Source organism: Synechococcus sp. L2F, from assembly GCF_024345695.1.
Lineage (GTDB): Bacteria > Cyanobacteriota > Cyanobacteriia > PCC-6307 > Cyanobiaceae > MW101C3.
Genome location: NZ_JAGQBP010000003.1, coordinates 89,730 through 104,392, shown reverse-complemented (window position 1 = coordinate 104,392; position 14,663 = coordinate 89,730). Strand labels below are relative to the sequence as shown.

Below are 14,663 nucleotides of genomic sequence, written 5' to 3'. Positions count from 1 at the left end.
CGGTAGCTTGAGACTCCACGCTTGTGTGTGCAGCCATGGCCAACCTGCTCGATCAACTCGCCGCCATGACCGTGGTGGTGGCGGACACGGGAGAGTTGGAAGCCATCAAGCAGTTCACCCCTCGGGACGCGACCACCAACCCGTCGCTGATCCTGGCGGCGGCCCAGATTCCCCTGTATCAGGGCCTGATTGACGAATCCCTGCAGGCCTCCCGCCAGGTGATCGGCCCCGATGCACCGGCAGAGGCCGTGGTGCTCGAAGCGCTTGATGAAATCTGTGTCACCTTCGGCAAGGAGATCCTGCGCATCGTGCCTGGGCGGGTGTCCACGGAGGTGGATGCGCGGCTCAGCTTCGACACCGCCGCCTCAGTGGCCAAGGCCCGCAAGCTGATCGGCCTCTATGAGGAGGCCGGCATCGGCCGCGAGCGGGTGCTGATCAAGATCGCCTCCACCTGGGAGGGCATCAAGGCCGCAGAGGAGCTGGAGAAAGAAGGCATCCACTGCAACCTCACCCTGCTGTTCAGTTTCACCCAGGCGGTGGCCTGCGCTGAAGCCGGCGTCACCTTGATCTCGCCCTTCGTGGGCCGCATCCTCGACTGGTACAAGCAGGACACCGGCCGTGATCACTACCCGGGCCCGGAAGATCCCGGTGTGATCTCCGTCACCAGCATCTTCAACTACTACAAAACGCACGGCTACACCACGGAAGTGATGGGAGCCAGCTTCCGCAACATCGAGGAGATCATTGAACTTGCCGGCTGCGACCTGCTCACGATCTCGCCCAAGCTGCTCGACCAGTTGCGGCAACGGGAGGGGGTTCTGATCCGGAAGCTCGACGCGGAGGCGCCGGCGGCCTCCGAAGCCAAGCTGCAGCTTGATCGCGCCGGATTCGAGGCGCGCATGGCCAACGACCGCATGGCCAGCGAGAAGCTGGAGGAAGGCATCAGCGGCTTCTGCAAGGCGATCGAAACGCTCGAAGCCCAGCTGGCCCACCGGCTGGCTGAACTGGAGGGTGAAGCCGCCTTCGCCCATGCCGCCCAGGAGATCTTCCTGCTCAACGACATGGATGGCGACGGCTGCATCACCCGCGAGGAATGGCTCGGCAGCGACGCGGTGTTCGACGCGCTCGACACCGACCATGATGGCCGCCTGGTCCCGGAGGACGTCCGTGGCGGCCTCGGCGCACCGCTGGCGCTCTCTCTCTCAGCAACGGCCGCCGGCTGAGGGCGTCCTCGGCTGAAGCAGCCTTGAGCTGAGGAAGTGCTGGGCTGAAGGAGCCCTTAACCTCCGAGGCTCACACTGGGATCAGTTGCCCCGCGGCCATGACCGTTCACGCCCTCGACACGATGCGTGCCCTCGCCTCCCAGGGAGAAGTGCGCGACTTTGCCGCCGGCGAGCGCATCTTCAGCGCCGGTGAATCCGGCGACTGCATGTTCGGCCTGCTGGAAGGCGTGGTTCAGCTCAGCTGGAACGGCGATGCTGCCCATGAGGAGATCCAGGCGGGCGATGTGTTCGGAGCAGGCGCCCTGGTCACCGGCGATCACCGCCGCTATGGCAATGCCACGGCCTTGAACGACTGCCGCCTCCTGGTGATGAACCGCGAGAAGTTCCTGTTCGCCGTGCAGGAATCGCCCATGTTCGCGATCGAGCTGCTCGGCTCGATCGACGAACGGCTGCGCCACATCAAGGATTCCCTGCGCCGCTGAGCAGCAGCCGGCGGATCACCCGCTGGGCGATGTCGCCGTAGCCCATGTCGCCCGAGAGGATCTGGGCGATGCGCTGCGGCGCCGTGGGGCGCTTGATACCCAGCTGATAGCCCACCCGCGGCACCCGATAGAACACCTGGGCGATGCGGCGCCCCCAGGCCATTGAGCTGCCCCACTCCTTGCGCATGGTGTCGCTGTAGGCGGCCAGGGCTGCGCTGTCGCCCGACAGCCAGCCATCCATTCCTGCCGCAGCGCGGGTGGCACTCAACAGGGCTGGCCGCAATCCTTCCGCCAGAAAGGGGTCGCAAAGGGAGGCGGCATCACCCACCACCGCCAGGCCATCGCCATGCAGGCGGTGGTGGCCATCCCACACCCGCAGCGGCCACTGGCGCCGCACGCCGCTGGCGGCCTCGAAGCCAAGGCTGGGCAACAGCCGGGCCAGGGCAGCCTCACCATCGACAAGATCCCGGCCCAGGAAGGTGCCCACCCCCACGCTCACGCCCCCCTCGTGGGGAAACGCCCAGCAGAAGCCGTGGCGCACCAGGCCGAATTCAAAGCGGGCCGTGTCCGGCTCCAGCGCGGCGCCCTCCAGCTCCACCGACAGGGCCGCGGCGTAACGGGGGCGCGGTGACCCCAGCCCCAGAGGAGCGGCGAGGCGCGAACAGGCGCCATCGGCGATCACCACGGCCCTGGCCTGCAGGGCGCCGCCCCGCTCCAGCTGCACCTGCCAGTGCTCCCCCTGCCGCACGATGGCGCTGACGGCAGTGCCGGCCATCAGGTCGGCACCCGCCGCCACGGCCTGCCGGGCCAGGAAGGCGTCGAGCACGGAGCGGCGCACGATCCAGAACGGCGATGCCCCCGGCAGCTCCGCCAGCACAGGATCCTCCAGGCACCAGGTGAACCGCACCTGTGTGATCACCCGATCCACGGCCGGCGCGAGATCAAAGGGGAACCAGCGCTGCACCGAGGCTGCCATGCCGCCACCACAGGGCTTGGCGCGCGGCATCTCCGCCGCCTCCAGCAGCTTCACGCGCCAGCCCTTAGCCGCCAACTGGAAAGCGCTCGCCGCTCCGGCAGCTCCACTGCCGACGACGATCACATCGGCATCCAGCGGACTCAAACCCGAAGGATGTCGGCTTCCTTCTCCGCCAGGTGCTTCTCAAGCTCGGCAATGAAGCGGTCAGTGAGCTTCTGCACGTTGTCCTGCTGATCGCGGCTCTGATCCTCGGAAAGCTCGCCGTCCTTCTCCTGCTTCTTGAGCTTCTCGATGGCGTCACGGCGCAGATTGCGCAGGGCCACCTTGCCTTCCTCGGCGTAGCGGGAGGCCAGCTTGCAGAAATCCTTGCGGCGCTCTTCGGTGAGCGGCGGGATATTGATGCGGATCACCTTGCCGTCATTGTTGGGGGTGAGGCCCAGATCACTCATGGAGATCGCCTTCTCGATCAAGCCCATCGAACCGGAATCGAAGGGCTGGATCTGGATCGTCTGAGAGTCGGGCGTGGAGATGGTGGCGAGGGAACGCAGGGGGGTATCTGCGCCGTAGTACTCCACGCTGAGCTTGTCGAGCAGGGAGGGGTTGGCCCGGCCGGTGCGAATCGTATTGAAAGTGCGCTGGGTGGCTTCCACCGACTTGCGCATGCTGGCTTCGAGTTCCATGAAGGAGTGGGGTGAGGGGAAGGGCTCAGCGGGCCGGGGTGATACGGGTGCCGATCGGCTCACCCGCCACGGCGCGACCGATGTTGCCGGCACCGAAGAGATCGAACACCACGATCGGGATGGCGTTGTCCTTGCACAGGGCGATGGCGGTGCTGTCCATGACGGCCAGTTCGCCGCTCAGCACATCCTGGAAGGTGAGGCTCTCGTACCGAACGGCATCCGGGTAGCGGGCGGGATCCTTGTCGTAGACCCCATCCACCTTGGTGGCCTTGAACACCACGTCCGCGTTGATCTCGGCCGCCCGCAGAGCGGCGGTGGTGTCGGTGGTGAAGAAGGGGTTGCCGCAGCCGGCGCCGAACACCACCACCCGCCCTTTCTCCAGGTGGCGGATCGCCCGGCGCCGGATATAGGGCTCGGCCACTTCCTGCATGCCGATCGCCGTCTGCACGCGAGTGGGAACACCGGCGCGCTCAAGGGCGTCCTGAAGGGTGATGGCGTTCATCACCGTGGCCAGCATGCCCACGTAATCGGCGGTGGCACGGTCCATGCCTGCCGAGGAACCCTTGAGGCCCCGGAAGATGTTGCCGCCACCCACCACGATCGCCAGTTCGGTGCCGGAAGCCACCACAGCCGCCACATCCGTGGCGATCGACTGGACAATGGCCGGATCTATGCCATAGCCCAGCTCCCCCATCAGCGCTTCCCCGCTGAGTTTGAGCAGGACGCGCTTGAATGCCATCGTTATGAGCGCTCAGCCGCTGCGGACGGCCGAACAGTAGCAAGCATGGCGGTCGCTAGAACTCGATGCCGGCCTGCGCTTTCACACCCTGCTCACGGAAGGGGTGGCGCACCAGGCGCATTTCCGTCACCAGATCCGCCCGTTCGAGCAGCGCCGGCGGCGCCCCACGCCCGGTGAGCGCCACATGGGTGAGCGGTGGCCTTCGGCTCAGCCCATCGAGTACCTGCTCAACAGCGAGATAGCCCAACTTGATGGCTACGTTCACCTCATCAAGAACCACGAGCTTGCGGCCGGCGTCTTCGAGGTAGGTGAGCGATGTCTGCCAGGCCTGCTGCACCAGCGCGCGGTCACGCTCCCGGTCCTGGGTCTCCCAGGTGAATCCCTCTCCCAGGGCGCGCCAGTGCAGCGCCTCACCGAACAGCTCCAGGGCGCGGGCTTCACCCGGCTGCCAGCCCCCCTTGATGAACTGCACCACAGCCACCTGCTCGCCGTGCCCCAGGGTGCGCAGCACCAATCCGAGCGCTGCGGTGGTCTTGCCCTTGCCGTCGCCGGTGAACACCAGCACCAGACCCTTCTCCAGGTTGCGCTCCCCCACCCGCTGGCGCTGCACCTCCTGACGCCGCTGCATGCGGCGGCGGTAGGCCTCCCCATCGGCCTCCGGCGCCAGAGCCCCTCCGGGACCCAGGCGGGCCGCCTCCTGATCCAGCGCGCTGGCATCGGGGACTGGGGCGGTGACAGCCAGGTCGGTGGCAGCAAGGGACGTAGGAGGCGGGGTAGTGGCAGCGGAGCTGGCCGTCGAATCGGTGCTGGAGCGGGTCATTGGGTCAGGCCAGGGGGCAGAGGCCAAGGGGTTGCAGCGGTGTAGCAGCGGCACCCCCCTGCCGTGAGCAGGGCAGGGCCGCATCCTGCCCGACTCAGCCGGCACGGCGGCGGGAGAGGGCGGCGTCCACGGCCTGCTGCTGATCGCGGCGCGTGATCCAGTGGTGATAAGTGCGCGTATGGATCGACACCGAGTGCCCCATCATCCGGGCGGCCACCGTGTCGGGCAGGCCGATGTGGATCGTGCGCACGGCCCAGGCATGGCGGAGGTCGTAGGGGGTGATCGGCAGCTCGTAGCGGCGGAACTGCTCCGCCACCCGCCGGCCCACCTGCTGCAGGGTGGTGGTGCGCAGATCGGTGCAGACCGGTGGCAGGGCCCCCGTCTCCAGAGCGAGGCGTGGCAGCTCGAAGCGCTCCACCCAGTCGGGCTGGAAGGGCCACACCTGGTGCTCACCGGTTTTGCTGGTGGGAAGCACCCGGATCACCCGATCACCGCCGGGCAGCAGGGCGCTCAGATCGGAGAAGAACACCTCGTGGTTGCGCAGACCGTAGGTGGCCATCAGGCCATAGGCGAGCCGCCAGCCGGGATTGGGGATCCGCTCCACCAGCTGCTCCACCAGAGCATCACTCGGCAGCTGGCGGAACTGGGCCCGGTGCAGGCCGTAACCGCCGGCCCTTGCGCTCCAGTCGGCGGGCAGGTCGATCGCCACCACCTCGGCCAGGGCCGCCAGGGCAGTGCCGCACTGCTGGCGGCTGCGGCTGGCGGCGGGGTAGCTCTCCAGCACCTGCAGCAGCAGCTCCCCGTCGAGCCGGGCCCCGGCGGCGCGGGCGGCCAGGCGCCGCACATAGGGCAGATAGGCCGCCGTCCAGGTGGTGCGGGTGCCGGCCGGGTTGCGGCGACGGCGAGGGTCCTCGAAGAACTGGCGCTCGAAACGCTCCAGCGCGGCATCGAGCGCGGTGGCCGCCGCACGGGTGACACCGATGCCGCCGGCAGAGGGGTTGGTGGCGGGCCGCCCCGCCGCCGGCGCGGTGGGCCAGATGAAGCGCTGCTGCTGGAGCTCCTGCTGCACGCGGCGCAGTTCACGGCGGGCCTGACGCAGTCCCTCCGCATCGGCGGGCAGCCCCAGGCTGAGCCGTTGCACACGGAAACGCCCGCTGCCCCGCCGGCAGGGCAGCGGGCCGCGCAGGCCGAGGCGCTGGCCGCGTCGCTCCAGACGCAGGGCGACACCGGCGGCGGCCAGCTGGGCGTTGCCGCACTGGAGTTCAGCGTCGAGCCCCGCCAGGCCCGGTGCGCCGGCCGCTGCAGCGCTCACCGCTTGTTCGCTCACCCCCGTTGCCGTTCCGCAGGCAGGTGCCGACGGTATCGGCACGGCCCTGGCCACGCCAGCCGGCGGTGAGCAGCCTCGGAGGGGCAGCGTTACGCTCGGCTGACTTGACGGAATGATCTGGCATGGCCAGGGTCGGCGTATTGCTGCTGAACCTCGGCGGTCCCGAGCGGATCGAGGATGTCGGGCCTTTTCTCTACAACCTGTTTTCCGACCCGGAGATCATCCGGCTGCCGATTCCGGCCCTGCAGAAGCCGCTGGCCTGGTTGATCAGCACCCTGCGCAGCAGTAAGTCGCAGGAGGCCTACCGCTCGATCGGCGGCGGCTCCCCCTTGCGCCGCATCACCGACCAGCAGGCACGGGAGCTGCAGAGCGAGTTGCGCCAGCGCCAGGTGCAGGCCACCACCTACGTGGCCATGCGCTACTGGCACCCGTTCACCGAATCCGCTGTCGCCGACATCAAGGCCGATGCGGTGGATGAGGTGGTGGTGCTGCCGCTTTACCCCCACTTCTCGATCAGCACCAGCGGTTCAAGCTTCCGCGAGCTGCAGCGGCTGCGCCAGGCCGATCCCGCCTTCAGCCGCCTGCCGATCCGATGCATCCGCAGCTGGTACGACCATCCCGGTTACGTGCAGGCGATGGCCGAGTTGATCGCCCGGGAGGTGCAGGAGTGCAACGACCCCACCACCGCTCGCATCTTCTTCAGCGCCCACGGCGTGCCCAAGAGCTATGTGGAGGAGGCAGGCGACCCCTACCAGCAGCACATCGAGGCCTGCACCGACCTGATCATGGCCGAACTGGCCCGGCAGCTCGGCCACAGCAACCCCTTCACCCTCGCCTATCAGAGCCGGGTGGGGCCGGTGGAGTGGCTGCAGCCCTACACCGATCAAGCGCTGGTGGAGCTGGGAGAACAGGGGGTCAAAGAGCTGGTGGTCGTGCCGATCAGCTTCGTGAGCGAACACATCGAGACGCTCGAGGAAATCGACATCGAATACCGGGAGATCGCCACCGAAGCCGGCATCACCACCTTCCGGCGCGTGCCGGCGCTCGACACCTACCCCACCTTCATCCGTGGACTGGCCGACCTGGTGCAGCTGGCCCTGGCCGGGCCGGAGGTGAACCTCGACCAGGCGGCCAGCCTGCCCACCACAGTCAAGCTCTACCCCCAGGAGAAGTGGGTGTGGGGCTGGAACAACAGCTCGGAGGTGTGGAACGGGCGGCTGGCCATGCTGGGCTTCTCCGCCTTCCTGCTGGAATTGCTGAGCGGCAAGGGCCCTCTGCATGCCATCGGGCTGCTCTAATCGCCGGCTGGCGGCCCTTGGCCTGGCCCTGATGATCGGCCCGGCCACGATTCCGCCGGTTCAGGCGGCCAATGAACGCTGGCGCCTGGGCGTTTTTCCGGTGGTGAACTTCGCTGGGTACACCAGCCACTTCGGCTTTCGGATCGGGCCCGGCGGTGGCCGCGAGCAGCATTCCGGCCTCGACATCGCCGCTCCGCTGGGCTCACCGATCCGCAGCTGGTGGGGAGGCGTGGTGAGTGATGTGATCAACGATGGCCGCTGCGGCATCGGCCTGGTGATCCGCTCCGGCGACTACGACCACATCTATTGCCATCTCGGCGGGCAGGTGAGCAGCGGTCGCTATCAGAGCGGGCGGGTGCTGCTGGCCGCCGGGCAACGGGTCGCGCGCGGCCAGCTGATCGGCCACATCGGCATGACCGGACGCACAACCGGGCCCCATCTTCACTGGGGAATCCGTTACCGGGGCCAATGGCTCGATCCGGCGCGGATCCTGCAGGCGATGGTGCGCAGCCGTCGCAGTGTCGGCGGCGGAGCCCCTGGCCGCTGATTGGAATCGAAACAGTTCACCTCACGGCCGTTGAGCACCTCTTAATGTGAGGCCATCGTGATGTCTGCAGCGACAACCGTGACCCTGACGACCGTCCCCACAGCGGTTGTGTCCGCTTCCCCCCTGCGGCCGATGCCGGCCGTGCCGGGGAGGGTCACCGGCGCTCACGCCCTGATGGATGCCCTGCATCGCCATGGTGTGGAGCACATCTTCGGCTACCCGGGCGGGGCGATCCTGCCCATCTACGACGCCCTTCACCAGGCCGAAAGCCACGGCTGGCTGAAGCACATCCTGGTGCGTCACGAGCAGGGCGGCACCCACGCCGCTGACGCCTACGCCCGTGCCACCGGCCGGGTGGGCGTGTGCTTCGGCACCTCCGGGCCGGGCGCCACCAATCTGGTCACCGGCATCGCCACCGCCCAGATGGATTCAGTGCCGATGGTGGTGATCACCGGGCAGGTGGGCCGGGCTTCGATCGGCACCGATGCTTTCCAGGAAACCGACATCTTCGGCATCACCCTGCCGATCGTGAAGCACTCCTGGGTGGTGCGCGATCCCGCCGATATCGGCCGCATCGTGGCGGAAGCCTTCCTGATCGCGGCCACCGGGCGGCCGGGCCCGGTGCTGATTGATGTGCCCAAGGATGTGGGCCTCGAGGAATTCGATTACATGCCGGTGGAGCCGGGCAGCTCGGTTCCGGCCGGCTACGCCCTGCCGGTGGCCCCCGACCCTGCGCGCATTCAGCAGGCGCTGGAGCTGATCCGCAAGGCACGCCGTCCGCTGCTGTATGTGGGTGGCGGTGCCGTCAGCGCAGGCGCGCACGGCGCCCTGCGCCGGTTGGCCGAGCGCTTCGCCCTGCCGGTTACCACCACATTGATGGGCAAGGGCGCCTTCGATGAGCGCAATCCACTGGCGGTGGGCATGCTCGGCATGCACGGCACCGCCTATGCCAATTTCGCCGTCACCGAGTGCGATCTGCTGATCGCCGCCGGCGCCCGTTTCGACGACCGGGTCACCGGCCGGCTGGACAGCTTTGCCCCCCGGGCCCAGGTCATCCACATCGACATCGATGCAGCCGAAGTGGGCAAGAACCGGGTGCCGGAGGTGCCGATCGTGGCGGATGTGGGCCTGGCACTTGATGCCCTGCTGGCAGCCTCCAGCGACGAGCCGCCCACCAACCGCACCGAGGCCTGGCTGGAGCGCATCCGCAGCTGGAAGCTCCACTATCCGCTCGTGATCCCTGAACCGGTGGGGGAGATCGCCCCGCAGGAAGTGATGCTGGCCCTGCAGCAGCTCGCTCCCGAGGCCTTCGTCACCACCGATGTGGGCCAGCATCAGATGTGGGCAGCCCAGTTCATGAACACCCCTCCGCGCCACTGGATCAGCAGCAGCGGACTCGGCACCATGGGCTACGGACTGCCAGCCGCCATGGGCGTGCAGGTGGCCTTCCCCGGGGATCAGGTGGTGTGCGTCGCCGGCGACGCCAGCATCCTGATGAACATCCAGGAACTGGGCACCCTTTCCCAGTACGGGCTCCCGGTGAAGGTCGTGATCGTCAACAACGGCTGGCAGGGCATGGTGCGCCAGTGGCAGGAAAGTTTCTACGGCGAGCGCTACTCCGCCTCGGAGATGACCGGCGGCATGCCGAACTTCTCCGCCCTGGCTGAAGCCTTCGGGGTGCGTGGCGTCGACATCACCGACCGCAACCGTCTGTATCAGGATCTGCAGGAGGCCCTGGCCCATCCAGGCCCGGCCGTGGTGAACGTGCAGGTGCGGCGCAACGAGAACTGCTACCCGATGGTTCCCCCCGGTGCCAGCAACGCCCAGATGGTGGGCCTGCCCAGCCATCCGGAGCTGGCGATCGACACCACCCGCGACTGCGGCTCCTGCGGTGCCACCACAGAGAGCGCCCATCTGTTCTGCCCCAGCTGCGGGGCAAAGCTCTGACCTCCCCTGCCGTCCTGACAGGAGGCCATAGCGCCCTAGCCCCCCTGAGCATCGCCAGCGCACTCGGGCCCTGTCTCCCCATCCGGTCGCAGAAGAAGCTGAGACAGAGACCTCACCGGCACTCCAGCCTTCTGCACGATCCCCTGCAGTGTCTGCTGTGGATTGTTTTTCCTTGCTTGCTGGCCGCGCTGCTCATGGTCACCCTCAGCCCTGCTGCCGCTGAGGCGGCCGAAGTGCTCCAGGTGCGTGGCGCCACGTTGTTGCAGGTGGGCGACCAGAACCGCAGCTACCCGGTGCGGTTGGGATGCGTGCAGGTGGACCCTGCCGATGGTGCGGCCGCCACCTCCTGGCTGCGGGAAGCACTGCCGCGGCGCACGCGCGTGAATCTGCGCCCGCTGGGCACCGCCGATGGCACCCTGCTGGCGCGGGTCACCGTGCTCTCCAGCGGCATCGACCTGGGCACAGGGCTGCAACAGGCCGGTCTGGCCACCCCGCTCGACGCGACAGCCGCGCCACAGGGCTGCCCGGCGGCAGCCGCCTCGGCGGTTTCATGAGCATCAACCGCACCGCCAAAGGGATCGTGCTGGTGCCCAGCCTGCTGCTGGGCGGCGCCTTTCTCGCCGCAGGCACCTGGATGGAGGGGGCAGCCGCCGCCAACCGCCCCCTGGCCTTCACCCTGGGTGGAGTGCTTGTGGCTGCGGGGCTGTTCACCCAGCTGCTTCCAGAAAGCCAGAAGGAAAGCTCAAGCCTCGACGAACCAGAGCGAACAACACCACCAGCGCGGCCCGGCCGCAGCCTGGGCAAGCTTGGGGGCAGCACGAACAAGGATGGCGGAGGAGCACAACCCTCCTAGTGTTCACCGGCTGAATGGAAACCCGCATGTCCCCGGGGAAGTCCGCGTCCGGCTCCGGTGCTGAACCACCTCCTCGCCGCCACCTCTTCTGGATGGGTGCCGGTGTGGTGGCCGCCCTGCTCGGGCTGCAGGGCCTCGCTGCCAGTGCACCGATCCGCAGCGATGTGCTGATGCTGCTCACGCCTGAAGGGCTGCTGGCAGGGGTGGGTGACGGCCTGCGCCGCGGCTACGCGCTGGCCATGGAAGAGGCACGCGTCTGCGGGGTGAAGCCGCCCACGCTCCAACTCGGCTGGCTGCCGCCGGAGCAGGACCCCCGCGCGGCGCTCATGGTGCGGCCGCTGCCCGGCTTGCTGATCGCGCCGCCGGCGGTGTCCCTCGTGTCGTATGGGTTGCTGGCGCAGGAGCTGGGCCTCACCGTGCTGCTGCCGCTGCAGCGGGGCAGCTCCCTCAACGGCCTGCCCAGCCTTGCCGGCGCCGACCGGCTCTGGCCGGTGCTGCCGGCGCGCAGCCTGGAGGCCGACCGCCTCGCCAAAGGGCTGATCGAGGAGAAACGCTCACGCGTGATGGTGATCCACGACGGCAGCAGTGAGCAGATCGCCCTGGCCAATCGCTTCGTGGCCTCGCTCAGCGGCGACGGCGGCCGGGTGGTGGGCTATCAGGAGGGGAGCCAGGAGATCGCCGATCCCGATGCCCGCACCATCACCCGCCTGGTGGACGACGTGGACTACTACCGCCCCGAGGCCCTGGTGGTGATGACAGCACCGACCAGCCCGCTGGCCAAGGCGGTGCGAGAAGCGCGCTGGCCTGCCGATCTCACCCTGGTGTGGCCGTTTCCGGCCACGGAACCGCTGGCCAACGCCCAGCTGGGCGTGGATCCGCTCAGCCGCGGGCCCGGCTGGAACCGCTTCGCCGCCAACTTTCAGCGCCGTTACAACTATGTGCCCAGCCTGGTGGAAGCCACCGGGTACGACACCGGCCAGCTGGCGGCCGTGACCGCCCGCCGCCCAGGTGACGCCGCGCCGTGGGACATGGCCTGGCTCGACCCCAAGGCACAACCCCGGGCCCTCTGCGCTGCGATCGAAAGCCGGCGGCAGGGCGGGCGCACGGCGCTCAAGGGCGCCGCCAGCCAACTGGATCTGGGCGCGGGCAGCGCTCCAAGTGCCGAACTGCGACTGACTCCCCTGCCTGCAGCTGGGAACGCCCCCCCTTCCTAGTCTCAAAGGATGAGCGGAGATCGTGATGGGTCAGGCACCTGCGATGGCCAGCCCCGATCTCCTGGTGGTGCCGCTCGCGTCCGTCGGCCTTGACGCCATCGCCCAGGTGGGAGGCAAGAACGCCTCCCTGGGAGAGATGATCCGCCAGCTGGGGCCCCGAGGGGTGGCGGTGCCCGGCGGCTTTGCCACCACGGCGGCGGCCTACCGCCTGCTGCTCGCCCACAACGGACTGGAGGCCCGGCTTGCCGACCTGTTCGATGGCCTCGATGCCAGCGATCTGGCGGCCCTGCAGGCGAGTGGCGCCGCCGCGCGGCAACTCGTGCTAAACGCCAGCCTGCCGCCGCCGCTGGAGGAAGCGATCCGTCAGCACTACATGCAGCTGAATGAGGACAGTGTCGGTGATCGTGACAGCAGCGCCAGCGGCGCGCGCAGCACCGGCACGGGCGGCACTGGCGGTACTGACAGCTCGGTGCCGGTTCCAGTTTCGGTGGCCGTGCGCTCAAGTGCCACCGCTGAAGATCTGCCGGAAGCCAGCTTCGCTGGGCAGCAGGAGAGTTTTCTGAATGTGCAGGGCATCGACGCCCTGCTGGCTGCCTGCCGCCGTTGCTACGCCTCGCTGTTCACGGATCGGGCCATCTCCTACCGGCAGATCAACGGCTTCGCCCACGACGCGGTGGCTCTGTCGATCGGCGTGCAGACGATGGTGCGCTCCGATCTGGCGGCCTCAGGGGTGATGTTCACCATTGATACCGAGAGTGGCTTCCGTGAGGCGGTGCTGCTCACCGCCGCCTATGGCCTGGGTGAGAACGTGGTGCAGGGGGCAGTGAACCCCGATGAATACCTGATCTTCAAGCCGACCCTGCTGCAGGGGCACGCGCCGATCCTGAGCAGACGGCTCGGCAGCAAGAAGCTGCGCATGGTGTACGCCGAGACGGACACCTGCAACGTGCCGGTGCCGGCGGAAGAGCGTGAACGCTTTGCTATCGACGACGCTGATGTGCTCACCCTGGCCCGCTGGGCCTGCGTGATCGAGGCGCACTACAGCGCCCTGCACGGTGTTCCCACCGCGATGGACATCGAGTGGGCCAAGGATGGCCTCAACGGGAGGTTGTTCATCCTGCAGGCCCGGCCGGAAACGGTGCAGTCGCGGCGTTCGAGCACCCTGCTGCGACGCTGGCAACTGGATCCCCATCAGGCCGAACTGATCGTGGAGGGGCGGGCGATCGGAGCCTCGGTGAGCAGCGGTGTGGCCCGGGTGCTGGCCAGCGCCGATGCCATCAACCGCTTCGAGCAGGGGGATCTGCTGGTGACAGAGCGCACCGACCCCGACTGGGAGCCGATCCTGCGCAAAGCCAGCGGTGTGATCACCAATCAGGGCGGCCGCACCTGCCATGCGGCGATCATTGCCCGCGAGATGGGGATCACCGCGATCGTGGGCTGTGGCACGGCCACCAGCCGCATCGCCGATGGCGATCTGATCACCGCCAGCTGCTGCGAAGGGGATGCGGGCCGGGTCTATCGCGGCGCGTTGCCCTTTCATGTGGAGGAACAGGAACTCTCCGAGCTGCCTCCTACCCGCACCCGCCTCCTGGTGAATGTGGGCAATCCGGAGCAGGCGTTCCAGCAGGCGGCTCTGCCTGTGGACGGGGTGGGATTGGCCCGGCTGGAGTTCATCATCGCCAACCACATTCAGGTGCATCCAATGGCGCTGTTGAAGCCGGAGCTGGTGGCCGATGCCGGTGAACGCGAGGCGATTGCGCAGCGCACCAAGGGGTATGCCCACCCCGCCGATTACTACGTGGATCTGCTCACTCAGGGCATGGCGCGCATCGCCGCCGCCTTCCATCCACGACCGGTGATCCTGCGGTTTTCGGATTTCAAGAGCAACGAATATGCCCGTCTGCTCGGGGGAAGCGGCTTCGAGCCCCACGAGGAGAACCCGATGCTGGGCTGGCGGGGCGCTTCCCGCTACACCGCCGAAGCATTCCGGGAGGCGTTCGGTCTGGAATGCCAGGCGCTCAAGGCGGTGCGGGAGGCGATGGGGCTCACGAACGTGATCCCGATGGTGCCGTTCTGCCGCACACCGGAGGAAGGCGAGCGGGTGCTTGCCGAGATGGCCCGTCATGGGCTGGTGCGGGGCCGCCACGGCCTGCAGGTGTATGTGATGTGCGAACTGCCCAGCAACGTGATCGGCGCCGAAGCCTTCGCCGAGCACTTCGATGGCTTCTCGATCGGCTCCAACGACCTCACCCAGCTCACCCTTGGGCTGGACCGGGATTCCGCGCTGGTGGCGGATCTGTTCGATGAGCGGCACGCGATCGTCAAGGAGATGATCCGCCTGGCGATCCGCACGGCTCACCGCTGTGGCAGCCGCATCGGCATCTGTGGCCAGGCTCCCAGCGACTACCCCGACTTCGCCCGCTTCCTGGTGGAGGAGGGAATCGATTCGATCAGCCTCAACCCCGATGCGGTGATCACCACACGCCTGCAGGTGGCAGCGATCGAGCAGGAGCTTGGCAAGGGCGCCTGAACGGGCGGGAAGGAGCTCCAGCCGGAC

General features: G+C 68.0%; 14 protein-coding genes. 9 read left to right on the top strand and 5 right to left on the bottom strand.

What is annotated here, in order from left to right; all coding sequences use genetic code 11:
- Positions 1 to 35 precede the first annotated feature (35 nt).
- Both KBZ19_RS09635 and KBZ19_RS09630 read left to right on the top strand, forming a co-directional pair.
- Positions 36 to 1,223 (top strand): transaldolase, encoded by a 1,188-nt coding sequence (locus tag KBZ19_RS09635; RefSeq protein WP_094512959.1) that lies wholly within the window; start codon positions 36 to 38, stop codon positions 1,221 to 1,223.
- 98 nt (positions 1,224 to 1,321) lie between these two features.
- Entirely contained in the window at positions 1,322 to 1,705 is a 384-nt protein-coding gene (locus KBZ19_RS09630) for a Crp/Fnr family transcriptional regulator (protein ID WP_255100784.1), read from the top strand.
- Here the strand turns inward: KBZ19_RS09630 and KBZ19_RS09625 are convergent.
- The 5 genes from KBZ19_RS09625 to KBZ19_RS09605 form a co-directional block, all read right to left on the bottom strand.
- Positions 1,683 to 2,816 (bottom strand): NAD(P)/FAD-dependent oxidoreductase, encoded by a 1,134-nt coding sequence (locus KBZ19_RS09625; RefSeq protein WP_255100971.1) that lies wholly within the window; start codon positions 2,814 to 2,816, stop codon positions 1,683 to 1,685. The genes KBZ19_RS09630 and KBZ19_RS09625 overlap by 23 nt on opposite strands.
- 5 nt (positions 2,817 to 2,821) lie before the next feature.
- Positions 2,822 to 3,361 (bottom strand): ribosome recycling factor, encoded by a 540-nt coding sequence (gene frr / locus KBZ19_RS09620; RefSeq protein WP_094512960.1) that lies wholly within the window; start codon positions 3,359 to 3,361, stop codon positions 2,822 to 2,824.
- Between the two features lie 25 nt (positions 3,362 to 3,386).
- The gene (gene pyrH, locus KBZ19_RS09615) at positions 3,387 to 4,100 is read right to left on the bottom strand and encodes a UMP kinase (protein ID WP_094512961.1); all 714 of its coding nucleotides are present in this window, start codon (positions 4,098 to 4,100) and stop codon (positions 3,387 to 3,389) included.
- 55 nt (positions 4,101 to 4,155) lie between these two features.
- Entirely contained in the window at positions 4,156 to 4,920 is a 765-nt protein-coding gene (cobO, locus tag KBZ19_RS09610) for a cob(I)yrinic acid a,c-diamide adenosyltransferase (protein WP_094512962.1), read from the bottom strand.
- A 94-nt stretch (positions 4,921 to 5,014) separates the two neighbouring features.
- A complete protein-coding gene (locus tag KBZ19_RS09605) occupies positions 5,015 to 6,232 on the bottom strand; it encodes a site-specific integrase (RefSeq protein ID WP_399220134.1) in 1,218 nt (405 codons plus the stop codon).
- A 137-nt stretch (positions 6,233 to 6,369) separates the two neighbouring features.
- Between KBZ19_RS09605 and hemH the strand changes: the two genes are divergently transcribed.
- The 7 genes from hemH to ppsA all read left to right on the top strand — a co-directional run bounded on the left by hemH (position 6,370) and on the right by ppsA (position 14,636).
- A complete protein-coding gene (hemH, locus tag KBZ19_RS09600; RefSeq protein ID WP_094512963.1) occupies positions 6,370 to 7,545 on the top strand; it encodes a ferrochelatase in 1,176 nt (391 codons plus the stop codon).
- A complete protein-coding gene (locus tag KBZ19_RS09595; protein WP_255100783.1) occupies positions 7,526 to 8,092 on the top strand; it encodes a M23 family metallopeptidase in 567 nt (188 codons plus the stop codon). Before hemH ends, KBZ19_RS09595 begins: the two co-directional genes overlap by 20 nt.
- Positions 8,093 to 8,170: 78 nt before the next feature.
- Positions 8,171 to 10,039: a biosynthetic-type acetolactate synthase large subunit gene (ilvB, locus tag KBZ19_RS09590; protein ID WP_399220133.1), complete on the top strand. Its 1,869-nt coding sequence runs from the start codon at positions 8,171 to 8,173 to the stop codon at positions 10,037 to 10,039.
- A 176-nt stretch (positions 10,040 to 10,215) separates the two neighbouring features.
- On the top strand, positions 10,216 to 10,593 hold the full coding sequence (locus tag KBZ19_RS09585) for a hypothetical protein (RefSeq protein WP_315855824.1): 378 nt from the start codon (positions 10,216 to 10,218) through the stop codon (positions 10,591 to 10,593).
- Complete coding sequence (locus tag KBZ19_RS15120; protein WP_315856344.1) at positions 10,590 to 10,892, top strand: GIVxVP protein; 303 nt, start codon at positions 10,590 to 10,592, stop codon at positions 10,890 to 10,892. Before KBZ19_RS09585 ends, KBZ19_RS15120 begins: the two co-directional genes overlap by 4 nt.
- 26 nt (positions 10,893 to 10,918) lie before the next feature.
- On the top strand, positions 10,919 to 12,106 hold the full coding sequence (locus KBZ19_RS09575) for an ABC transporter substrate-binding protein (protein WP_255100782.1): 1,188 nt from the start codon (positions 10,919 to 10,921) through the stop codon (positions 12,104 to 12,106).
- Between the two features lie 43 nt (positions 12,107 to 12,149).
- Positions 12,150 to 14,636, top strand: coding sequence for a phosphoenolpyruvate synthase (gene ppsA / locus KBZ19_RS09570; RefSeq protein WP_255100781.1), 2,487 nt, complete (start codon positions 12,150 to 12,152; stop codon positions 14,634 to 14,636).
- Positions 14,637 to 14,663: the final 27 nt, after the last annotated feature.